Below are 21,817 nucleotides of genomic sequence, written 5' to 3' on the forward strand. Positions count from 1 at the left end.
GAGCAAAACTTCGCAGTGCACCTTTTCAGGTTCACTCTGAAGTTTTCTTGTTTTCGCAGTAAAAGATGGTGGAGCTATGCGGGATCGAACCGCAGACCTCCTGCGTGCAAAGCAGGCGCTCTCCCAGCTGAGCTATAGCCCCATCGTATGACCAACCTCTTCAAATCTGCATGACAGATTTGGTAGGCCTGAGTGGACTTGAACCACCGACCTCACCCTTATCAGGGGTGCGCTCTAACCACCTGAGCTACAAGCCTGTAGAGGTTTTTTACTGCTGTTTTTCATCAGACAATCTGTGTGAGCACTACAAAGGCAGGTTCTTTAAGGTAAGGAGGTGATCCAACCGCAGGTTCCCCTACGGTTACCTTGTTACGACTTCACCCCAGTCATGAATCACAAAGTGGTAAGCGCCCTCCCGAAGGTTAAGCTACCTACTTCTTTTGCAACCCACTCCCATGGTGTGACGGGCGGTGTGTACAAGGCCCGGGAACGTATTCACCGTAGCATTCTGATCTACGATTACTAGCGATTCCGACTTCATGGAGTCGAGTTGCAGACTCCAATCCGGACTACGACGCACTTTATGAGGTCCGCTTGCTCTCGCGAGTTCGCTTCTCTTTGTATGCGCCATTGTAGCACGTGTGTAGCCCTACTCGTAAGGGCCATGATGACTTGACGTCATCCCCACCTTCCTCCAGTTTATCACTGGCAGTCTCCTTTGAGTTCCCGGCCGGACCGCTGGCAACAAAGGATAAGGGTTGCGCTCGTTGCGGGACTTAACCCAACATTTCACAACACGAGCTGACGACAGCCATGCAGCACCTGTCTCAGAGTTCCCGAAGGCACCAATCCATCTCTGGAAAGTTCTCTGGATGTCAAGAGTAGGTAAGGTTCTTCGCGTTGCATCGAATTAAACCACATGCTCCACCGCTTGTGCGGGCCCCCGTCAATTCATTTGAGTTTTAACCTTGCGGCCGTACTCCCCAGGCGGTCGACTTAACGCGTTAGCTCCGGAAGCCACGCCTCAAGGGCACAACCTCCAAGTCGACATCGTTTACGGCGTGGACTACCAGGGTATCTAATCCTGTTTGCTCCCCACGCTTTCGCACCTGAGCGTCAGTCTTTGTCCAGGGGGCCGCCTTCGCCACCGGTATTCCTCCAGATCTCTACGCATTTCACCGCTACACCTGGAATTCTACCCCCCTCTACAAGACTCTAGCCTGCCAGTTTCGAATGCAGTTCCCAGGTTGAGCCCGGGGATTTCACATCCGACTTGACAGACCGCCTGCGTGCGCTTTACGCCCAGTAATTCCGATTAACGCTTGCACCCTCCGTATTACCGCGGCTGCTGGCACGGAGTTAGCCGGTGCTTCTTCTGCGGGTAACGTCAATTGCTGCGGTTATTAACCGCAACACCTTCCTCCCCGCTGAAAGTACTTTACAACCCGAAGGCCTTCTTCATACACGCGGCATGGCTGCATCAGGCTTGCGCCCATTGTGCAATATTCCCCACTGCTGCCTCCCGTAGGAGTCTGGACCGTGTCTCAGTTCCAGTGTGGCTGGTCATCCTCTCAGACCAGCTAGGGATCGTCGCCTAGGTGAGCCGTTACCCCACCTACTAGCTAATCCCATCTGGGCACATCTGATGGCAAGAGGCCCGAAGGTCCCCCTCTTTGGTCTTGCGACGTTATGCGGTATTAGCTACCGTTTCCAGTAGTTATCCCCCTCCATCAGGCAGTTTCCCAGACATTACTCACCCGTCCGCCACTCGTCACCCGAGAGCAAGCTCTCTGTGCTACCGTTCGACTTGCATGTGTTAGGCCTGCCGCCAGCGTTCAATCTGAGCCATGATCAAACTCTTCAATTTAAGTTTGATGCTCGTGAATTAAACTTCGTAATGAATTACGTATGTTCACTCAGAGACTTGGTATTCATTTAGTGTCCGAAGACATTAAGAATCCATGTCACTTTGAGTGCCCACACAGATTGTCTGATAAATTGTTAAAGAGCAGTGCCGCTTCGTTTTCGCTGCGGCGCGGGGTGTGCATATTACGCTTTCCCGCTTCAGAGTCAAGCATTTATTTTCGCTTATCTCTGCTGACCCGGTGGCGTGTGTGCCGTTGTTCCGTGTCAGTGGAGGCGCATTATAGGGAGTTATTCTGAAGTGACAAGCACAAAATACAAAAAACTTTTCGTTCGCTCACTTTTCAAACTTCACGCCTATTTAAGCCGCGAATCGCCTGATAAATGTGCGATCTCCCGCGCAAAACTGGCGACCTGCGACCAGTCGGTATAAACCACCTCTTTGCGCGTATCGGTTTCGCCGCCGGTCATCTTCATAATGAGGCGAATCATAAAGCGGTCATACCAGCGATAACGCGGATAACGCAGCGCGCCGGCAAAGACGGCGCTGATGTCCGGCTGCCACGGAGAGCTCAACAGAAACTTGCGCGTATAGCTGTTGGTCTGCGGCGTACGTTTCTCAGGTTTACGCGCCACCAGATTGACCGAGTAAAAAGCCCCGGGCAGTTTATTGAGCACTGCCGTATGCTTTTTCACAAAACGATCCAGCGCCGGATGGAAATGCCCGTAACGAATAGACGCGCCAATAACCACACGGTCGTAATCCTGCCAGGCTATCTGCTCCGTGCGGTTCAGGTTCACCACATCAGAGTAAATCCCCAGCTCTTTTAATTCTGAAGCCAGATATGAGGCAATCTCACGCGTTTGCCCATCCCGCGTAGAGAAAAGAATAAGTGTTTTCACCGACGACTCCTTACTCGCGCCAGAATGTTGGGGTGAACAGCACCAGCAGCGTAAAGACCTCCAGACGACCAAACAGCATGTTGGCGATGAGGATCCATTTCGCGACCGGGTTCATACTGGCAAAGTTATCCGCCACTACTCCCAGGCCAGGCCCGAGGTTATTCAACGTTGCAACGACGGAAGCAAAGGCAGAGAAATCATCCACCCCCGTCGCGATAATCGCCAGCATACTGACGATGAAGACCAGCGCATAGGCCGAGAAGAACCCCCACACCGCTTCAAGAATACGTTCCGGCAGGGCACGGTTACCCAGTTTGATGCTGTAAACCGCGTTCGGGTGGACCAGACGTTTAAGTTCACGGTTCCCCTGCTTAAACAACAGCAGAATACGGATCACCTTCAGGCCACCGCCCGTCGACCCCGCACAACCCCCGATGAACGCAGAACACAGCAGCAGTACCGGCAGGAACAGCGGCCAGCGCGCAATACTGTCCGTTGTAAAACCGGCGGTGGTTGCCATCGACACCACCTGGAAGAACGCCTGATTTAACGTAGTCAACGCGGAGTTATAGACATCGTGGAACCACAACACCACGGTACAGATGATGACCAGCGTAAGCTGGACACCAATGAACATGCGAAACTCCGGGTCACGCCAGTACACCTTCAGGCTACGCCCGCTGAGTAAGGAGAAGTGCAGACCGTAGTTACAGCCGGAAATCAGCAGGAAGATGGCAATGATCGTGTTAATGGTGGGGCTGTCGAAGTAACCCACGCTGGCATCGTGGGTCGAGAACCCGCCGATGGCGATCGTCGCAAAGCTGTGCCCGATAGCGTCGAATGCAGGCATCCCGGCAAACCATAATGCTAACGCACAGGCGACCGTCAGTAAGACATAGATAAGCCACAGGGTTTTCGCCGTCTCGGCTATGCGCGGGCGCATCTTGTTATCTTTCAGTGGACCCGGCATTTCCGCACGGTAAAGCTGCATCCCCCCGACGCCAAGAATAGGCAGAATGGCCACTGCCAGGACGATGATCCCCATCCCCCCGAACCATTGCAGCATCTGGCGATAAAAGAGAATGGCATGCGGTAAGGAATCCAGCCCGACCAGCGTGGTCGCCCCGGTCGTCGTTAAACCCGAGAACGATTCAAAAAACGCATCCGTGACGGTCAGATTAGGCTGTTCAGAGAAGATAAAGGGTAGCGCACCCACGCTTCCCAGCACTGTCCAGAACAGAACAACAATCAAAAACCCTTCGCGAGATTTCAGCTCACCCTTTTGACGACGGTTTGGCCACCACAGCAGAGAGCCAATCGCCAGTGCGACAAAGAAGGTCTGGGTAAATGCCCGCCCCGCGCCGTCCCGGTAGATAAGCGCTACCAGTCCTGGGAGAATCATCGTCCCGGAAAAAAGTATGACCAGCAGTCCAACGATTCGGGTAATGGCACGAAAATGCATCTCTGCCGCTTCCTTTGGTATTCAAAAAAGTGAGGTGGGGATTATTCTTCAATCGGCAGCAATTGCAACGAACCGCGACTAAAATCCGCCAGCTTTGCTGAAAAAGCAGCCAGTTCCGCCTGCGGAAGCGCCACGCGTAGTTGCACCATTGCCTGATAGTCACTGTGCGCGATGACGCCGTTAAACTGCTTTAGCAATGCCTCAATGCCGGATAACTGACCGTAATCGCACAGTAAAGTATATTCGGTGAGCGGCGTTTTGCGGGTGGTAATCAGCATATTCAGTGCCTGCTGAACCCCACCGCCATACGCTTTAACCAGTCCACCCGTGCCTAATAAGATACCGCCATAGTAGCGAACGACCACGGCGGTGATTTCACCCACGCCGCTGCCCATCAACGGGGAGAGCATGGGTTTACCGGCTGTGCCTGCCGGTTCACCGTCATCGGAAAACCCCAGCTGTTGTGAATCGTTCGGCGGCCCTGCCACCCACGCCACGCAGTGGTGACGTGCGTCAGGGTGCTGCGCGCGAACGGACTCAACAAACGCTTTTGCCGCCTCAACGCCGTCGGTATGTGCCAGCAGCGTAATGAATCGGCTCTTCTTAATTTCCTCAACAAAGGTGACCGGTTCAGCCGGTATCAGCCAGCTATCCATCAGGCCAGCTTCAGGTCTCGCGTCATATTCTCAATACCGTTTTCGTGGATCACCACGTTATCTTCGATACGAATACCGCCAAACGGTTTCAGCGCTTCAATTTTGTCCCAGTTGAAGTGCTTGCTGAACGGGCCTTCACGCCATGGCGCTAACAGCGATTCGATAAAGTAGATACCCGGCTCGATGGTCAGCACCATACGCGGCTCAAGAATACGCGTGCAGCGCAGGTAAGGATATTTAGACGGCGCGGCCAGGTGCGTACCGGTATCGTCCTGCATAAAACCGGCAACATCATGAACCTGCAGACCCAGCGGGTGACCAATACCGTGCGGCATGAACGGCCCGGTCAGATCGTTTTCCACCATCGCCTCTTCGCTCATGTCTTTCACAATCTGGTGCTTACGCAGCAGTTTAGCGATGCGCTGATGGAACTGGATGTGGTAATCCACATAGCTGGTTCCCGCTTTCATGGTGCCAATAAGCGCCAGTTGCTCATCGTTAACGTCTTTAATCAACTGTGCAAAATCGGTATCCGCATTTGCCGCCCAGGTGCGGGTCAGGTCGGCCGCATAGCCGTTGTACTCTGCCCCAGCGTCCAACAGGAAGCTGCGCAACTCGGATGGCACCTGGTGATCGAGCCTGGTGTAGTGCAGAACGGACGCATGCTCATTCAGCGCGACGATGTTGCTGTAAGGGACATCAGTGTCACGGTGGCCGGTGGCGGTCAGATACGCCTGGTTAATATCGAACTCGCTCATGCCAGACTGGAACGCTTCATGCGCAGCACGGTGACCGTTTACCGCCGTTTTTTGCGCTTCACGCATGCAGTAAAGTTCGTAGTCGGTCTTATAAGCGCGATAGTAGTGCAGATAATCCAGAACCCCTTTCGGATTGAGTTTATCCGCCGGAATATCCAGACCGAGCGCACGCTCAGGAACCGGGCCAATATAAGCAATATTGCCGCGCCCGGCTGGCAGGAGGCTGCCAATGCCATCGGCTTTTGGTAAAGCGATAACGTCCACTTCTTCCGTCCAGAAGCTGGTCGGCAGCGGCTCAACGTTGTGCCAGTAATCGACAGGCAGATAGAACCACAGTTTCGGCTTGTTCACCCCGTCCACCAGCAACCAGCAATTTGGGACCTGCGTGACCGGCACCCAGGCTTTGAACTGCGGGTTGACCTTAAACGGATACGCATGGTCATCCAGGAAGGTGTTAATCAGCTCTCCGGAGTGGATTAACAGCGCATCCAGCTTAAAGCGCGCCAGTACATCACGGGTACGTTCCTGTAGGGTAACGATATGATTTTTATAAAGCGAAGCCAGTGAGTCCATCTTTCTTCCTTTCATTTTTCTGAGCTCAAGTCATCGCATCTTAGCACACCTGACTCCGACTGCGTGATTTCCACCGACCGTGATCAATGCAGCAATTTCTTAATGAGAAATTTGCATTTTATTAACATAAATCCCACACTCCGTCTCATCTGGTATGACCAGATCCACTTGCTGGATTCAGGAGACTGACATGCTCTACAAAGGCGACACCCTGTACCTCAACTGGCTGGAAGATGGCATTGCCGAACTGGTGTTCGATGCCCCCGGCTCAGTCAACAAGCTTGATACCGCGACGGTGGCCAGTCTTGGCCAGGCGTTGGATGTGCTTGAAAAACAATCTGAATTAAAAGGGCTGCTGCTGCGCTCAAACAAAGCGGCTTTTATTGTCGGTGCAGATATCACCGAATTCCTTTCACTGTTCCAGGTCCCGGAAGAACAGCTGAGCCAGTGGCTGCACTTTGCCAACAGCGTCTTTAATCGTCTGGAAGATCTGCCTGTTCCGACAGTCTCCGCCGTTAACGGCTACGCGCTGGGCGGCGGCTGCGAGTGCGTGCTGGCAACCGACTATCGTCTGGCCACGCCAGACCTGCGCATCGGCCTGCCGGAAACAAAACTGGGCATCATGCCAGGCTTTGGCGGTTCCGTACGTATGCCACGCATGCTGGGTGCCGATAGCGCCCTGGAGATCATCGCCGCCGGTAAAGATGTCGGGGCGGAACAGGCGCAGAAAATAGGCCTGGTGGACGGTGTGGTTAAACCAGAAAAACTGATTGAAGGCTCCCTCGCCATTCTCCATCAGGCCATTAATGGCGACCTCGACTGGAAAGCCAAACGTCAGCCGAAGCTGGAACCGTTGAAACTCAGCAAAATTGAAGCCGCCATGAGCTTCACCATCGCCAAAGGGATGGTGATGCAGACGGCAGGCAAACACTACCCCGCGCCCATTACCGCCGTTAAAACGATTGAAGCCGCGGCCCGCTTTGGCCGTGATGAAGCGCTGAAACTGGAAAACCAAAGCTTTGTTCCGCTGGCGCACACTAATGAAGCTCGCGCACTGGTGGGCATCTTCCTGAACGATCAATTCGTGAAAGGTAAGGCGAAACAGCTGACCAAAAATGTTGAGACGCCAAAACAGGCGGCGGTACTCGGTGCAGGCATTATGGGCGGCGGCATCGCTTATCAGTCGGCCTGGAAAGGCGTGCCTGTGGTGATGAAAGACATCAGCGAGAAATCCCTGACGCTGGGCATGACCGAAGCGGCCAAGCTGCTGAATAAACAGCTGGAACGCGGCAAAATTGACGGTCTGAAACTCTCAGGGGTGATCTCGACAATCCACCCGACCCTGGACTATAGCGGTTTCGACCGTGTGGATGTGGTCGTTGAAGCGGTCGTTGAGAACCCGAAAGTCAAAAAAGCGGTGCTGGCGGAAACCGAAGAGAAGGTTCGTCCTGATACCGTACTGGCCTCAAACACCTCCACCATCCCGATTAGCGAACTGGCAGGCGTTCTGAAGCGCCCGGAAAACTTCTGCGGTATGCACTTCTTTAACCCGGTGCACCGTATGCCGCTTGTCGAAGTGATCCGTGGGGAAAAAACCTCTGACGAAACGATCGCCAAAGTCGTGGCATGGGCCAGCAAAATGGGCAAAACCCCAATCGTGGTCAACGACTGTCCGGGCTTCTTCGTCAACCGCGTGCTGTTCCCGTACTTCGCCGGTTTCAGCCAGCTCCTGCGCGACGGTGCGGATTTCCGCAAAGTCGACAAAGTGATGGAAAAACAGTTCGGCTGGCCGATGGGTCCGGCGTATCTGCTGGATGTGGTCGGCATTGACACCGCACACCACGCCCAGGCGGTGATGGCGGCAGGCTTCCCGCAGCGCATGCAGAAAGATTACCGCGACGCGATTGACGCCCTGTTTGACGCCAGCCGCTTTGGTCAGAAAAACGGCCTGGGCTTCTGGCGCTATAAAGAAGACAGCAAAGGCAAGCCGAAGAAAGAAGAAGACGCGGCGGTGGATGGCCTGCTGGCCGACGTCAGCCAGCCGAAACGTGACTTCACCGACGATGAAATCATCGCCCGAATGATGATTCCAATGATCAACGAAGTGGTGCGTTGCCTGGAAGAAGGCATTATCGCCAGCCCGGCAGAAGCGGATATGGCACTGGTGTACGGCCTCGGCTTCCCTCCGTTCCACGGCGGCGCGTTCCGCTGGCTGGATACGCTCGGCAGCGCCCGTTATCTCGATATGGCTCAGCAGTACCAGCACCTCGGCCCGCTGTATGACGTGCCGGAAGGTCTGCGTAACAAAGCGCGCCATAACGAACCCTATTACCCAGCAGTTGAGCCAGCCCGTCCGGTTGGCGAGCTGAAAACGGCTTAAGGAGTCACAATGGAAAAGGTTGTCATTGTTGATGCGATTCGCACCCCGATGGGCCGTTCAAAAGGCGGCGCATTCCGTAATGTGCGCGCGGAAGACCTCTCCGCGCACCTGATGCGTAGCCTGCTGGCGCGTAACCCGGCACTGGACCCCGCTGCGCTCGACGATATTTACTGGGGCTGTGTACAACAAACCCTCGAACAGGGCTTTAACATCGCCCGTAACGCTTCGCTGCTGGCGGAGATCCCGCATTCAGTTCCGGCGGTGACCGTTAACCGTCTGTGTGGTTCGTCAATGCAGGCGCTGCACGATGCGGCACGCATGATCATGACCGGTGATGCGCAGGCCTGTCTGGTCGGCGGCGTGGAGCACATGGGCCACGTGCCGATGAGCCACGGGGTTGATTTCCACCCGGGTATGAGCCGTAACGTGGCGAAAGCGGCGGGAATGATGGGCCTGACCGCTGAGATGCTTTCCCGCCTCCACGGCATCAGCCGCGAAATGCAGGATACCTTTGCCGCGCGCTCCCACGCACGCGCCTGGGCCGCAACGCAATCCGGCGCATTTAAGCATGAGATCATCCCAACCGGTGGTCACGATGCTGACGGCGTTTTGAAGCAGTTCAACTACGATGAAGTGATTCGCCCGGAAACCACTGTAGAAACCCTTTCTACGCTGCGCCCGGCGTTTGACCCGGTCACCGGTACGGTAACGGCAGGCACCTCGTCTGCCCTATCTGACGGGGCCGCCGCGATGCTGGTGATGAGTGAAAGCCGTGCCCGCGAATTAGGCCTGACGCCTCGTGCCCGGGTGCGTTCGATGGCGGTGGTGGGTTGCGATCCGTCTATTATGGGTTACGGTCCGGTGCCGGCCTCGAAGCTGGCGCTGAAAAAAGCAGGCTTAACCACCAGTGATATCGATCTGTTTGAGATGAACGAAGCCTTTGCCGCGCAGATCCTGCCGTGCATCAAAGATCTGGGTCTGATGGATCAGATAGACGACAAGATTAACCTCAATGGCGGCGCGATCGCCCTCGGTCACCCGCTGGGTTGTTCCGGGGCACGCATCAGCACCACGCTGATTAACCTGATGGAACGCAAAGACGCTCAGTTTGGTCTGGCGACGATGTGTATCGGGCTGGGTCAGGGTATCGCGACGGTATTTGAGCGAGTGTAACTCTTCGAGGGGTTCTTACAGCCAGTGTCGCCAGAACACGGCGGCACGCGAGCGGCGCCCGATGCGCTTACGGAAGTAAGGGATTCGGGTGAGCACGCGCAGCCATCGCAGTTATGGCGCCAGTGGCGAAGAGATAAAGTTTAGTTGCCGTTCTTCCCGCCTGTCAGGGGCGGGTTTTTTATTTAAATGAACGCGAACGCATCGCCGAAGAGACGGTCTTCACGCGCGTCACGTTCGTTGCAGAACAGGTCACGGGCAATTTTCGCCATCTCAAAACGGCCAGCAATATAGATATCATGTCCCGCCAGCGTGCCGTGATCCTGCAGCACCGCCGTCAGTACCGTACCGCTGCGCCCACGCCAGCCCTCTTCAGGCTGCTCCACCACCGGCTCAATGCGCAGGTGTGGATGATTGACGCTTAATGCTTCCAGTTCAGACAGGTCGTAGAGATGTTTCTCTTCGCGGCCGCCCCAGTAGATGGTGATATCGCGATCCGGGTTACGCGCCAGGGCCGTCAGCAGGATAGAGCGCACGTAAGAGAAACCTGTTCCCCCCGCAATCAGGATCAGCGGACGGTCTTCATCTTCACGCAGCCAGGCATCACCGTGAGGAATATCTACCACGATTTCACGTTCTTTCAGAATGCGATCCATGACGGCCATCGCATACAGGTTAAGCTCAGACGCACCAATATGAAGCTCAATAAATTCCTGCTCTGCTGGCGTAGAAGCCATAGAGAAGGGACGCTTATCACGCTCATCCATCACGACCATCAAGTACTGACCGGCGCGGAAAGAGAATGCCGCTTCAGGTACTAAACGGACGCGATATACGGTGTCGGTGATAGCATCTACCGAGGTCACTTTACAGCTTAAGGTTGTCATTCGCTCTCTCTGTCGTGAAGTCTATAGGGCTTAACGGCCTGTTTCAGGTTTACCGTTATTCATTATGGCCAGTTCATCCCAGATCGCGTCAATGCGCGCGGTCACGGCAGGATCTTTTTTGATCGGTCGACCCCATTCACGCTCGGTTTCGCCGGGCCATTTGTTTGTGGCATCCAGTCCCATTTTTGAGCCAAGGCCGGAGACCGGCGAGGCAAAATCCAGATAATCTATCGGCGTGTTTTCGACTAACACCGTATCGCGCGCCGGATCCATTCGCGTAGTAATGGCCCAGATAACGTCATTCCAGTCGCGGGCGTTAACATCATCATCGCAGACAATAACAAATTTGGTATACATAAACTGGCGCAGGAAAGACCATACGCCCATCATCACGCGTTTAGCGTGACCAGGATATTGCTTCTTCATCGTCACCACCGCCAGGCGATACGAACACCCTTCCGGCGGCAGGTAAAAATCAACAATTTCCGGGAACTGCTTTTGCAGGATCGGCACAAACACTTCGTTCAGCGCCACTCCCAGTACCGCCGGTTCATCCGGAGGACGTCCGGTATAGGTGGAGTGGTAAATCGCATCTTCACGCTGGGTGATGTGCGTGACGGTAAACACCGGGAAGTTATCAACTTCGTTGTAATAGCCGGTGTGGTCACCGTATGGCCCTTCCGGTGCCATTTCGCCCTGCTCAAGGTAACCTTCCAGAACGATCTCCGCGCTGGCAGGAACTTCAAGGTCATTAGAAATACACTTCACGACTTCGGTTTTGGTTCCGCGCAGCAGGCCTGCAAAGGCATATTCGGACAGCGTATCCGGCACTGGCGTTACCGCCCCCAGAATCGTGGCCGGATCGGCGCCTAACGCAACGGAAACCGGGAAACGCTCGCCCGGGTGTTCAGCACACCACTCCTGGAAATCCAGGGCACCGCCACGATGTGACAACCAGCGCATGATGAGCTTATTCTTGCCAATCAGCTGCTGGCGGTAAATACCCAGATTTTGTCGCTCTTTGTGCGGACCACGCGTGACGGTGAGCCCCCAGGTGATAAGCGGCGCAGCATCTTCAGGCCAGCATTGCATGACAGGAATTTTTGTCAGATCCACCGCATCGCCTTCCAGCACTTTCTGCTGACACGGTGCGCCGCGCAGACGTTTGGTTGGCATGTTTAGCACCTGCTTAAACTGCGGCAGTTTATCGAACAGATCGCGGAAACCTTTCGGTGGCTCTGGCTCTTTCAGAAACGCCAGCAGTTTACCCACTTCACGCAGCGCCGTGACGTCCTCCTGTCCCATCCCCAACGCCACACGGCGCGGTGTGCCAAACAGGTTGCACAGCACCGGCATCGAATACCCTTTGGGGTTTTCAAACAGTAAAGCGGGGCCACCGGCACGCAGGGTGCGGTCAGCAATTTCTGTCATTTCCAGATAAGGATCAACAGGAAGTGTAATGCGTTTGAGTTCGCCCTGCTTTTCCAGCAGCGTCAGGAAGTCGCGGAGATCGTGGTATTTCATGCAGTTAGTCATGGCCTCTCTGTAAGCGCTTCATTATACGGCGTAAGCCTGCTTGATGCTGTAATTTTGTTAAATTAGCGTGAACTTATGCATTCTGTTCCCTTTTCCCCCATTATAATCAACTTAGCGATCCCGCCAGGGTTTTGATATGCTTGCGCCCCGAACTAAGGGAAAGAGTGATTATGCAGGCCTGGTATTTACTGTATTGCAAACGCGGGCAACTTCAGCGCGCGCAGGAACATCTTGAACGTCAGTCTGTAAATTGCCTGACACCCGTGATCACGCTTGAAAAAATGCAGCGCGGGAAGCGCACGACCGTCAGTGAGCCATTATTCCCGAACTATCTGTTCGTTGAGTTCGACCCGGAAGTGATTCACACCACGACCATCAGCGCCACACGCGGTGTCAGCCACTTTGTGCGTTTTGGCGCTCACCCGGCCACGGTCCCGTCAACGGTGATTCATCAGCTTTCGGTGTACCAGCAACCTGAAGGCATCACCGATCCGGAAACCCCCTACGCAGGCGACAGCGTCGTCATCACTGAAGGGGCTTTCGAGGGCTTACAGGCGATTTTCGCCGAGCCTGACGGTGAAGCACGCTCCATGCTGTTGCTCAACCTGCTGAATAAGCAGGTATTGCAGAGCGTGAAAAACACCGACTTCCGCAAAGTTTAAACGTCTATCCCGAACAGGCGACGCACGTTGTCATCCGTCTGTGCGCACAGCCAGTGCGGGTCTTCTCCGCGCCAGCGCGCTACGCTCTCAAGAATATGCCCCAGATAGGCCGGTTCGTTACGTCGAGAAGCCGGTTTGGGTTGCATATCTCGCGGCAGCAGATAGGGTGCGTCGGTTTCAACAAGCAAGCGGTCCGCCGGGATCACCGGCAACAGCTCGCGAAGCTCAAGCCCGCGACGTTCATCGCAAACCCAGCCGGTAATGCCCAGATATAACCCGCGTTCCAGACACTCCAGCGCTTCCTGCCGTGAACCGGTAAAGCAGTGCAGTACCGCACCGGGCAGTTTATCGAGCCAGGGTTCCAGTAAGGCGAGGAAGCGCTCATGCGCGTCACGGCAGTGCATAAACACAGGCATTCCAAGCTCCGCCGCCAGGGCGAGCTGGGCGGTGAAGGCCTTTTCCTGTTCGGCTGGTGTGGAAAAGTTACGGTTGAAATCGAGACCGCATTCGCCAATGGCCACGACTTCAGGGGTTTTCGCCAGCCTGTGTATGATTTCAGCGCTCTGCAGCGTCCACTGGCTGCTGTCATGAGGGTGCACGCCAGCGGTTGACCAGCAGCGATCATAGCGTTGAGCAAGCTGTTGCGCCTGCTCGCTTTCATGCAGGTTGGTTCCCGTCAGGAGCAGTCCTTTCACCCCGGCGGCAAAAGCACGCGCGACGACTTCATCGCAGTCTTTCGCAAACTGCGAGCTGGTCAGGTTGAGTCCGATATCAAACATGCGATTCCCCATAGCACAACCGCCCTGACGGGCGGCTGGTTTTACTCTTCAGTGGTCTTTTCCGACGTATCGTCTTCGTCATCCGACCGACGCCCTTTTCCCACGTAGAAACGCGAGAAGAATACGCCAACTTCAAACAGACAATACATCGGTATTGCCAGCAGCGTTTGTGAGAAGACGTCAGGTGGTGTGAGCAGCATGCCAACCACAAACGCGCCGACCAGGATATACGGGCGCTTCTTACGCAGGTCATCAGGGGTCGTCACTCCTACCCAGCAAAGCAGCACAATGGCTACCGGCACTTCGAATGCCACGCCGAACGCCATAAACAGCGCCATCACAAAGCTGAGGTAGCTGGCGATATCCGTCGACACCTGAACCCCTTCCGGCGCGGTATGCGTCAGGAAGCCAAAGGCCAGCGGGAAGACAACAAAGTAGGCGAACGCCATGCCGATATAGAACAGCAGCGAGCTGGATACCAGCAGCGGGATCACCAGCTTGCGTTCATGCTTGTACAGCGCTGGCGCCACAAACGCCCACACCTGATAAAGAATGACCGGCGCAGAGGCAATCAGCGATACCCAGAAGGTGAGCTTAATAGGGGTAAAGAACGGTGATGCAACGTCGGTTGCGATCATCGTTGCCCCCAGCGGCATCTGCTTGATCAGCGGCGCAGAGACAACCTGGTAGATATCATTGGCGAAATAGACCAGGCATAAGAAAATGAGGAAAACCGCGATAATGCAGTTTAACAGGCGCTTACGCAGCTCTATGAGGTGCGTAATCAGCGGTTGGGTATCATCTACTGCCATGTTTACGCTTTATCACTCGACGAGGGGGATGATTCGGAAACAGGCGCGGCAGGCTTAACGTCAGCCGCTTTTACCATCGGTGCTTCCGGCTGCGCCTGTTTTTTCGGTTCAGATTCCTGCGGCGTTTGTTCAGGCGCGGTAGCCTGATGCTCCGCGCTGGCAGGCGTAACGCCCTCGCGCTGCGCTTCGCTGTCCTTCACCACCGGGTTGTGGATGGTGTTGGCTTCATCGCTCGCCTTTTCAGGATCGTTGACGCTGTAGGAGCGCTTCATGGATTCTGCCGCTTCACGCAGTTCATCCATTGAGGCTTTCAGTTCAGGCGTCAGGTTATCCATGCTCGCCTTTTCCACCTTTTTCAGGCTTTCCTGAAACTCCTGCAGCTTAAGTTCCTGCGCCAGCTCATTTTGTACGGTCGAAGCCAGCGATCTCAGCGCGCGTACCCAGCCCACAACGGTTTTCACCGCCACCGGCAGACGCTGGGGTCCTAACACTATCAGGCCAATCACAAAGACCAGCAGCAGCTCACTAAAACCAATGTCGAACACGAATTACACCTGCTCTTTATCGTGGCGTTTAGCGTCTTCTTTTTTCGCCTCTTCCTGCTTTTCGGAGATGGATTTAGCAGTAAAGTCAGCATCCTGGCTGGTTTTATCCTGCTTGCTCTCATCATCGCTCATCGCTTTCTTGAAGCCTTTGATAGACGCGCCCAGATCGGAGCCGATAGAACCGAGCTTTTTCGTGCCAAACAGCAGCACGACGATGACGGCAATGATCAACAATTGCCAGATACTGATACCACCCATACATGTACCTCAGGGATAGATGATTAATGAGTCAGGTCGCATTATACGTAGGCGACCCGTCGATAGCGACGCAAAATCAGCGCGTTTTTCTCCAGCCGGCGAGCCAGACCACAACACCGCCAGCCATCAGCCAGGCGGGCATCATCTGCCAGTCAGGGCGAGTAATCAGTAACAGCGTACCACTCAGCAGCAGCGTTGCTCCAATGCCAAAGAGATAGCGCGACTGCCCCTGTCGAACACGGCTGGACTGAAGCTCGCGGGCGATTTTATCCATGCTGTGCTGAAGGTTTTTGCTCTGACGCAAACTGTCGTAAATCAGTTCAGGAATATCAGGCATTTTTTCTATCCAGAACGGGCCTTTCTCTTTAATAGAGCGCACCAGCGCCGGAATGCCCACCTGATCCTTAATCCAGGATTCAAGGAAAGGTTTCGCAGTCTTCCATAAGTCTAACTGAGGATAGAGCTGTCGACCTACACCTTCAACGTAAAGTAATGTTTTCTGAAGTAAAACTAACTGTGGCTGCACTTCCATGTTGAAGCGGCGTGCCGTGTTAAACAGGTTCAGCAATACGTGTCCGAAGGAAATTTCTGCCAGCGGCTTTTCAAAAATCGGCTCGCAGACGGTACGGATAGCAAACTCAAATTCTTCGACGTTGGTGTCCGGCGGAACCCAGCCAGAATCAACGTGAAGCTCGGCCACCTTGCGGTAATCACGGTTAAAGAAGGCGATGAAGTTCTCAGCGAGATAGCGCTTATCTTCTTTGTTCAGCGAGCCCACAATACCGCAGTCAATACCGATATATTTCGGGTCTTCCGGGTGCTCATAACTGACGAAGATATTCCCCGGGTGCATGTCCGCGTGGAAAAAGCTGTCGCGGAATACCTGGGTAAAGAAGACCTGTACGCCACGCTCGGCCAGCAGCTTCAGGTTGGTTCCCTGCTTTTCCAGGGCTGCCACATCCGAGACCGGAATACCGTAAATCCGCTCCATTACCATCATGTTCTGGCTGCAGTAGTCCGAATACACTTCCGGCACATAGAGCATCGGGCTGTTTTCAAAGTTCCGGCGCAGCTGGATAGCATTTGCCGATTCGCGCAGCAGGTTTAATTCATCAATCAGCGTTTTTTCATACTCCCGCACAACTTCCATTGGGCGCAGACGGCGTCCGTCGGGGAGCAGGCGCGGAACCCAGCGTGCAAGCCGATAGATAAGCTTCATGTCCGCTCGGATTACAGGCAGGATGTCCGGGCGGATCACTTTGATAACCACCTCTTTGCCGTTCTCTTTCAGACGGGCTGTATGCACCTGGGCGATAGAGGCTGAAGCAAGAGGTTCTATTTCGAAATCGTCAAACCAGGTCTCGACAGGAATATTGCCCATCGCCTCTTCGATCTGTTTTTTCGCTCTCACACCGTCAAACGGTGCAACGCGGTCCTGCAGCAGTGCCAGTTCATCGGCAATCTGCGGCGGGAAAAGATCGCGGCGAGTCGAGAGCATTTGCCCGAACTTAATCCATACCGGGCCCAGCTCCTGGAGCGCCAGGCGAAGACGTTCACCCAGCGGCTGATCTTTATGACGATTAGGCATCCAGAACAACATCCGCCGCCAGATGCGAAGCAGCAGCGTGATACGCATTTTGGGGATAAGCTCGTCGAGCCCGTAACTCAAAAAGGTGTGGACGATAAAATAGAGGCGCCGAATTTCACCAGGCGTCATTTGCCCTCCAGTTTTTCCAGCCGTTTGGTTAAGGCATCCACCGCGCGTTCAACCGCTGCGGTCTCTTCCGCAAACCATGCAACTTCAAGCGCGCCAGGGGCCATACGCCACTCTTCAGTCAGTACTTCCGCCGCATAGCGTTGCTGCCGTTGCAGACTCTTGCGAAGGAAAGCCGTACCGCCATGAATGGCTTTACCGATCCCTTCGGCAGCAATGTCGCCAATGAAAGGCGCAAGCAGCTCTGCCGGGTCAAACTCGGCCAGATCGCTGAGCGCAACGAAATTCTGTACGACCTGAATGTCGCCTTCCACTTCCAGCTCACCGCTGCGGATAAGCGCCGTAAGCTGCTGACGGTCACGTAATTTTGGCAGCACGCTCATGTGCGTAATCACGGAGCAGTCGGCTTCACCTTCCCACTCACCCAGAACGTCAAGCTGGCGTTCACTGAAAACCAGCACAAGCGGCGTCGAGAACTCTTTCAGAACAACACGCAGCACCTTGCCGTTAAGCCTCTGACGTGCGGCTTTTAGCGCCGGTGCGCGGTAAAGAAAGGCATTCAGGACATTCTCGATGCCTGCGGTGACTAAGGGTTTAAAGGGCACGGGAAACCTCCACTCAGAACTTATAACCGCGATGCAGCGCGACGACACCTGCCGTCATGTTGAAATACTCAACGTTCTCGAATTCCGCATCCTGCATCATGGCCTTTAAAGTGTCCTGATCCGGGTGCATACGGATAGATTCCGCCAGGTACCGATAGCTTTCCGCGTCGTTTGCCACCAGCTCACCAATGCGCGGCAGCACATGGAATGAGTATGCGTCGTAAGCTTTGCTTAACGGCTCAAGAATCGGTTTGGAGAATTCGAGCACCAGCAGGCGTCCACCCGGCTTTAGCACGCGGTACATGGAGCGCAGCGCTTTTTCTTTATCGGTGACGTTACGCAGGCCGAAGGAGATAGTGATGCAGTCAAAGGTATTATCCGGGAAAGGCAGCGCTTCGGCGTTCGCCTGCACATACTCGACATTACCTACCACGCCGATGTTACGCAGCTTCTCACGTCCCATTTTGAGCATTGAGTCGTTAATATCTGCCAGAACAACGCGACCGGTTTCGCCCACCAGACGGGAGAATTTTGCTGTCAAATCGCCTGTACCGCCGGCTAAATCCAGTACCGTTTGTCCACGACGCACACCGCTACAGTCGATGGTGAAGCGCTTCCACAAGCGATGAATGCCGAACGACATCAAGTCATTCATCACATCGTACTTCGCCGCCACGGAATGAAATACGTGGGCCACCATATCAGCTTTCTGCGCTTTGGCGACAGTCTGAAAGCCAAAGTGCGTCGTGTCTTGTGAATCGTCAACCATCTCAGAGCCTGCTTATCAGTAAAATGTTCGTGAAGTGTAACAGATTGGGCGCGTTTGCCCTACGTTTCAACCTTCGCGAAAGAAACGTGCCGGACGCTCGTCTGACGTTAAATCTGTCGCTAACGTATTGTCTTCACTGTTTGTCTTTTGTTCGCCAGCGCCTTCGCGCAGGCGAAACTCTTCATCCTGGGCGGTGGCCTGCTCAACTAATTCCGGATTAATCTCGCGCTTCACCTCCACACCCAGGGAACGAAACGCTTCGGCCTGCGCCAGTAAGTTGCCACGCCCGGAAGAGAGTTTTTTCATCGCCTGGCGATAGTTATCCTGGGCGCGGTCAAGGCTTTGCCCAACCGAGGACATATCATCCACAAAAAGGCGCATTTTGTCGTAAAGCTTGCTGGCACGATCGGCAATCTGCTGCGCATTGCGGCTCTGATGTTCATAGCGCCACAGGTTGGCAATGGTGCGCAATGCCACCAGCAGCGTGGTGGGGCTCACCAGCATAATGTTATTTTTTAGGGCTTCGGTAATCAGTTCAGGCTGTCTGTCGAGCGCCAGCAAGAACGCGGGTTCAACCGGAATAAACATCAGGACGTAATCCAGCGAGCGCAGGCCGGGTAACTGCTGGTAGTCTTTTCTGCCCAGCAGACGAATGTGGTTACGCACGGAGGCGATGTGCTCCTGCAACGCCGACTCGCGGGTGTAGTCATCTTCCGCATTGAAATAGCGCTCATAAGCCACCAGCGTCATTTTGGCGTCTATCACCACATCTTTGCCCTGCGGCAGCCGCACAATCACATCAGGCTGCATACGCGAGCGGGCATCGTTCTCGATACTCACCTGCGTTTCGTATTCATACCCTTCCCGCAGGCCAGAGGCCTCCAGCACGCGGGTCAGCACCACTTCTCCCCAGTTGCCCTGGGTTTTGTTATCGCCCTTCAGCGCACGGGTCAGGTTGACCGCTTCCTGCGCCATTTGCGCATTCAGCTGCTGAAGATTGCGAATTTCATGCGCCAGCGTGTGCCGCTCGCGAGCCTCCTGCCCAAAGCTGTCCTGTACCTGACGACGAAAGCCGTCCAGCTGTTCACGCAGGGGCGTTAGCAGGCTATTCAGGCTTTGGCGGTTTTGTTCGTCTACGCGGCGGTTGCTGTGTGCAAAAATGCGGTTCGCGAGGTTCTCGAACTGCTCGCTGAGGCGTTGCTCGCTGTTCATCATCTGGCGGATTTTATCTTCCGCATGCAGCTGGGTGGATTCGAGGCGGGTAGTCACTTCGCGGAGATCGGCCTCCAGCGAGGTGTTGATATCGCGAAAATTGCGCAGCTCGTTGTTGAGCAGTTCGCATTCGTCACGCCAGTGTTCGCTCAGCGCAACCTGCTGTTTTGCCGCGCTTAAATCGGCGACTATCTCTTCGCGCTCGGCCAGCTGATCGGCCTTTTGTTGCGCGTGCTGGTAGCTGGAAATCAGCCAGCCTGCCCCCACGCCCACCAGCGCAATCACTGCATAAATCAGGATTGAGATATCCACAATGCCCCCTGCATCAACGTATTACCTGCACAAAATAGAATTGTGCTGTATAAACGTCCAGTTTGAAAGGGTTTTCCTGCGAGGCGCTACGCAAAAAAAAGGCCGAACGGGTCGGCCTTTTTTCGTATAAGAAGGGATTAGATCAGGTGACGCGCTGCTTCAACCACGATTTTCACCGCATGACTTTCGGTCTGCTTCATGGTTTCCGCGTTCGGGATCTCCTGCTGGGTACGGTTGACGATAACGCCCGCCACCATACCGGCACGCAGACCCTGGCTTGCGCACATGGTCAGCAAGGTTGCAGATTCCATTTCGTAGTTCATTACGCCCATAGACTGCCACTCTTCCATAGAACCTTTGAAACGGCTTACCACGCGGCCGGAGAAGGTGTCATAACGCTCCTGGCCTGGGTAGAAGGTATCAGAAGAGGCAGTCACGCCTACGTGGGTGGTTGCGCCAACGGATTTCGCGGCTTCAACCAGTGCGGTGGTGCATTCGAAATCCGCCACCGCCGGGAATTCCATAGGGGCAAAGTGCAGACTCGCGCCGTCCAGACGCACGGAAGCGGTTGTCACCAGCACGTCGCCAACGTTGATATGCGGCTGAATGGCACCGGTAGTCCCGATACGCAGGAAAGTACGAATACCCAGCTGCGCCAGCTCTTCAACAGCAATTGAGGTGGACGGGCCTCCGATACCGGTAGAACAGACGATCACCGCTTTGCCATCCAGCTCAGCGCGCCAGGTGGTGAATTCACGATGGGCAGCAAGCTTAACCGGCTTATCCATCAGCGCGGCGATCTTTTCCACACGCTCAGGATCGCCCGGGACGATAGCCAGCGTAGCCCCTTGTAAATCGTTTTTAGTGAGGCCGAGATGAAAAACATCAGACTTAGACATAGGTGACTCCTCTGTGGGTCGGTTAGTCAGAAGAAGTAAAAAGGTACTTTACAGAAGCAGTAAGCAGAATTACGTGACACATCTCACCATGAATGAAAATGATTGCAGTAAATTTCCATGAAATAGTGATTCACATCACATTAACAAGTTATATCGTCAGGTGCTGCACAAAAGATAGACCGTTTCAGGCACTGTGAATTGTTAACCTGGTGACTATATTTACCTTTGCGCTAACTCATTGGTACGGAGAATGCCATGACTGAAAAAACCGGTTTTGCACCTGCAGCGGCCCCCCATGCATCAACCATCGTCTCAACACCTGAAGAGGCCATTACGGCAGGTGAGACCTCCATCCCCTCGCAGGGGGAGAATATGCCTGCTTACCACGCGCGGCCAAAATCGGCCGACGGCCCGCTGCCCATCGTGATTGTGGTTCAGGAAATTTTCGGCGTTCACGAACATATTCGCGACCTTTGCCGCCGTCTGGCGCTGGAAGGTTATCTGGCCGTTGCGCCAGAGCTCTATTTCCGTCAGGGCGATCCGAACGACTACAGTGATATACCGACGCTGTTCAGCAACCTGGTCAGCAAAGTGCCGGATGCACAGGTACTGGCCGATCTGGACCACGTGGCCAGTTGGGCTGCGCGCAATGGCGGCGACGCACATCGTCTGATGGTGACGGGTTTCTGCTGGGGAGGACGTATCAGCTGGCTGTATGCCGCACATAATCCGCAGCTTAAAGCCGCCGTTGCCTGGTACGGCAAACTGGTGGGGGAGAAAACGCTGAACTCGCCGAAGCATCCCGTTGATATCGCCACCGAGTTAAATGCCCCAGTTTTAGGGCTGTATGGCGGCCAGGACACCGGGATCCCGCTTGATACGGTAGAGACCATGCGCCATGCGCTCCGTGCAGCCAATGCAAAAGCTGAAATCATTGTTTATCCGGATGCCGGCCACGCCTTTAATGCCGACTATCGTCCGAGCTATCACGCGGAATCGGCTAAAGATGGCTGGCAGCGGATGCTGGCATGGTTCAGCCAGTACGGCGGGAAAAAAGCGTAA

At 54.7% G+C, this 21,817-nt stretch carries 19 protein-coding genes, 2 tRNA genes and 1 rRNA gene; 4 read left to right on the plus strand and 18 right to left on the minus strand.

What is annotated here, in order from left to right; translation table 11 throughout:
- Positions 1-66: 66 nt before the first annotated feature.
- The 7 genes from HV340_RS22050 to pepQ form a co-directional block, all read right to left on the minus strand.
- Positions 67-142 (minus strand) — tRNA-Ala (locus HV340_RS22050).
- 38 nt (positions 143-180) lie between these two features.
- Positions 181-257: transfer RNA gene (locus HV340_RS22055), tRNA-Ile, on the minus strand.
- A gap of 70 nt (positions 258-327) precedes the next feature.
- A 16S ribosomal RNA gene (locus HV340_RS22060) occupies positions 328-1,867 on the minus strand.
- Between the two features lie 353 nt (positions 1,868-2,220).
- The gene (hemG, locus tag HV340_RS22065; protein WP_020882866.1) at positions 2,221-2,766 is read right to left on the minus strand and encodes a menaquinone-dependent protoporphyrinogen IX dehydrogenase; all 546 of its coding nucleotides are present in this window, start codon (positions 2,764-2,766) and stop codon (positions 2,221-2,223) included.
- 10 nt (positions 2,767-2,776) lie between these two features.
- On the minus strand, positions 2,777-4,228 hold the full coding sequence (trkH, locus tag HV340_RS22070; protein WP_025202793.1) for a Trk system potassium transporter TrkH: 1,452 nt from the start codon (positions 4,226-4,228) through the stop codon (positions 2,777-2,779).
- Between the two features lie 41 nt (positions 4,229-4,269).
- A complete protein-coding gene (locus tag HV340_RS22075) occupies positions 4,270-4,884 on the minus strand; it encodes an IMPACT family protein (protein ID WP_059306551.1) in 615 nt (204 codons plus the stop codon).
- Entirely contained in the window at positions 4,884-6,215 is a 1,332-nt protein-coding gene (gene pepQ / locus HV340_RS22080) for a Xaa-Pro dipeptidase (RefSeq protein ID WP_025202792.1), read from the minus strand. The genes HV340_RS22075 and pepQ overlap by 1 nt, the downstream gene beginning before the upstream one ends.
- A gap of 190 nt (positions 6,216-6,405) precedes the next feature.
- Here pepQ and fadB point away from each other — a divergent pair, with 190 nt between their 5' ends.
- Positions 6,406-8,595 carry a fatty acid oxidation complex subunit alpha FadB gene (fadB, locus tag HV340_RS22085; protein ID WP_032680099.1) on the plus strand — a complete coding sequence of 730 codons (2,190 nt, stop codon included), beginning with the start codon at positions 6,406-6,408 and terminating at the stop codon, positions 8,593-8,595.
- 9 nt (positions 8,596-8,604) lie between these two features.
- A complete protein-coding gene (gene fadA, locus HV340_RS22090; protein ID WP_044866329.1) occupies positions 8,605-9,768 on the plus strand; it encodes an acetyl-CoA C-acyltransferase FadA in 1,164 nt (387 codons plus the stop codon).
- 182 nt (positions 9,769-9,950) lie between these two features.
- Here fadA and fre read toward each other — a convergent pair whose 3' ends face one another.
- Together fre and ubiD are read right to left on the minus strand one after the other, a co-directional pair.
- Positions 9,951-10,652, minus strand: coding sequence for an NAD(P)H-flavin reductase (gene fre, locus HV340_RS22095; protein ID WP_014172106.1), 702 nt, complete (start codon positions 10,650-10,652; stop codon positions 9,951-9,953).
- A gap of 30 nt (positions 10,653-10,682) precedes the next feature.
- Positions 10,683-12,188, minus strand: coding sequence for a 4-hydroxy-3-polyprenylbenzoate decarboxylase (ubiD, locus tag HV340_RS22100; RefSeq protein WP_014172107.1), 1,506 nt, complete (start codon positions 12,186-12,188; stop codon positions 10,683-10,685).
- Positions 12,189-12,358: 170 nt separating this feature from the next.
- On the opposite strand from ubiD, the gene rfaH reads away from it, so the two are divergent.
- On the plus strand, positions 12,359-12,850 hold the full coding sequence (gene rfaH / locus HV340_RS22105) for a transcription/translation regulatory transformer protein RfaH (RefSeq protein ID WP_020882871.1): 492 nt from the start codon (positions 12,359-12,361) through the stop codon (positions 12,848-12,850).
- On the opposite strand, the gene tatD is transcribed toward rfaH, so the two are convergent.
- From tatD to udp, 9 genes are all read right to left on the minus strand, one after another.
- The gene (tatD, locus tag HV340_RS22110) at positions 12,847-13,629 is read right to left on the minus strand and encodes a 3'-5' ssDNA/RNA exonuclease TatD (protein WP_059306552.1); all 783 of its coding nucleotides are present in this window, start codon (positions 13,627-13,629) and stop codon (positions 12,847-12,849) included. The two genes, rfaH and tatD, sit on opposite strands and share 4 nt — an antisense overlap.
- 41 nt (positions 13,630-13,670) lie before the next feature.
- On the minus strand, positions 13,671-14,441 hold the full coding sequence (gene tatC, locus HV340_RS22115) for a Sec-independent protein translocase subunit TatC (protein WP_014172110.1): 771 nt from the start codon (positions 14,439-14,441) through the stop codon (positions 13,671-13,673).
- A 2-nt stretch (positions 14,442-14,443) separates the two neighbouring features.
- Positions 14,444-14,986: a Sec-independent protein translocase protein TatB gene (gene tatB, locus HV340_RS22120; protein ID WP_014172111.1), complete on the minus strand. Its 543-nt coding sequence runs from the start codon at positions 14,984-14,986 to the stop codon at positions 14,444-14,446.
- 3 nt (positions 14,987-14,989) lie between these two features.
- The gene (gene tatA, locus HV340_RS22125) at positions 14,990-15,244 is read right to left on the minus strand and encodes a Sec-independent protein translocase subunit TatA (RefSeq protein ID WP_014172112.1); all 255 of its coding nucleotides are present in this window, start codon (positions 15,242-15,244) and stop codon (positions 14,990-14,992) included.
- 76 nt (positions 15,245-15,320) lie between these two features.
- Positions 15,321-16,961: a ubiquinone biosynthesis regulatory protein kinase UbiB gene (ubiB, locus tag HV340_RS22130; RefSeq protein WP_063925932.1), complete on the minus strand. Its 1,641-nt coding sequence runs from the start codon at positions 16,959-16,961 to the stop codon at positions 15,321-15,323.
- Positions 16,958-17,563: a ubiquinone biosynthesis protein UbiJ gene (gene ubiJ, locus HV340_RS22135; protein WP_032680095.1), complete on the minus strand. Its 606-nt coding sequence runs from the start codon at positions 17,561-17,563 to the stop codon at positions 16,958-16,960. Before ubiJ ends, ubiB begins: the two co-directional genes overlap by 4 nt.
- 13 nt (positions 17,564-17,576) lie before the next feature.
- On the minus strand, positions 17,577-18,332 hold the full coding sequence (ubiE, locus tag HV340_RS22140) for a bifunctional demethylmenaquinone methyltransferase/2-methoxy-6-polyprenyl-1,4-benzoquinol methylase UbiE (protein ID WP_014172115.1): 756 nt from the start codon (positions 18,330-18,332) through the stop codon (positions 17,577-17,579).
- A 66-nt stretch (positions 18,333-18,398) separates the two neighbouring features.
- Entirely contained in the window at positions 18,399-19,856 is a 1,458-nt protein-coding gene (rmuC, locus tag HV340_RS22145; protein WP_059306553.1) for a DNA recombination protein RmuC, read from the minus strand.
- A 137-nt stretch (positions 19,857-19,993) separates the two neighbouring features.
- On the minus strand, positions 19,994-20,755 hold the full coding sequence (gene udp, locus HV340_RS22150; protein ID WP_014172117.1) for a uridine phosphorylase: 762 nt from the start codon (positions 20,753-20,755) through the stop codon (positions 19,994-19,996).
- 255 nt (positions 20,756-21,010) lie between these two features.
- Between udp and HV340_RS22155 the strand changes: the two genes are divergently transcribed.
- Positions 21,011-21,817, plus strand: a complete 807-nt coding sequence (locus HV340_RS22155) for a dienelactone hydrolase family protein (protein WP_014172118.1) — start codon at positions 21,011-21,013, stop codon at positions 21,815-21,817.

Source organism: Enterobacter sp. RHBSTW-00975 (assembly GCF_013615235.1).
GTDB classification, from domain to species: Bacteria; Pseudomonadota; Gammaproteobacteria; order Enterobacterales; family Enterobacteriaceae; genus Enterobacter; species Enterobacter ludwigii.

Coding starts and splice junctions, on each gene's coding strand:
- tatC (WP_014172110.1), bottom strand. CDS start 14,441: ATGGCAGTAGATGATACCCAACCGCTGATTACGCACCTCATAGAGCTG.
- rfaH (WP_020882871.1), top strand. CDS start 12,359: ATGCAGGCCTGGTATTTACTGTATTGCAAACGCGGGCAACTTCAGCGC.
- udp (WP_014172117.1), bottom strand. CDS start 20,755: ATGTCTAAGTCTGATGTTTTTCATCTCGGCCTCACTAAAAACGATTTA.
- HV340_RS22155 (WP_014172118.1), top strand. CDS start 21,011: ATGACTGAAAAAACCGGTTTTGCACCTGCAGCGGCCCCCCATGCATCA.
- ubiE (WP_014172115.1), bottom strand. CDS start 18,332: ATGGTTGACGATTCACAAGACACGACGCACTTTGGCTTTCAGACTGTC.
- ubiB (WP_063925932.1), bottom strand. CDS start 16,961: ATGACGCCTGGTGAAATTCGGCGCCTCTATTTTATCGTCCACACCTTT.
- tatD (WP_059306552.1), bottom strand. CDS start 13,629: ATGTTTGATATCGGACTCAACCTGACCAGCTCGCAGTTTGCGAAAGAC.
- ubiD (WP_014172107.1), bottom strand. CDS start 12,188: ATGACTAACTGCATGAAATACCACGATCTCCGCGACTTCCTGACGCTG.
- fadA (WP_044866329.1), top strand. CDS start 8,605: ATGGAAAAGGTTGTCATTGTTGATGCGATTCGCACCCCGATGGGCCGT.
- fre (WP_014172106.1), bottom strand. CDS start 10,652: ATGACAACCTTAAGCTGTAAAGTGACCTCGGTAGATGCTATCACCGAC.
- pepQ (WP_025202792.1), bottom strand. CDS start 6,215: ATGGACTCACTGGCTTCGCTTTATAAAAATCATATCGTTACCCTACAG.
- fadB (WP_032680099.1), top strand. CDS start 6,406: ATGCTCTACAAAGGCGACACCCTGTACCTCAACTGGCTGGAAGATGGC.
- HV340_RS22075 (WP_059306551.1), bottom strand. CDS start 4,884: ATGGATAGCTGGCTGATACCGGCTGAACCGGTCACCTTTGTTGAGGAA.
- trkH (WP_025202793.1), bottom strand. CDS start 4,228: ATGCATTTTCGTGCCATTACCCGAATCGTTGGACTGCTGGTCATACTT.
- tatA (WP_014172112.1), bottom strand. CDS start 15,244: ATGGGTGGTATCAGTATCTGGCAATTGTTGATCATTGCCGTCATCGTC.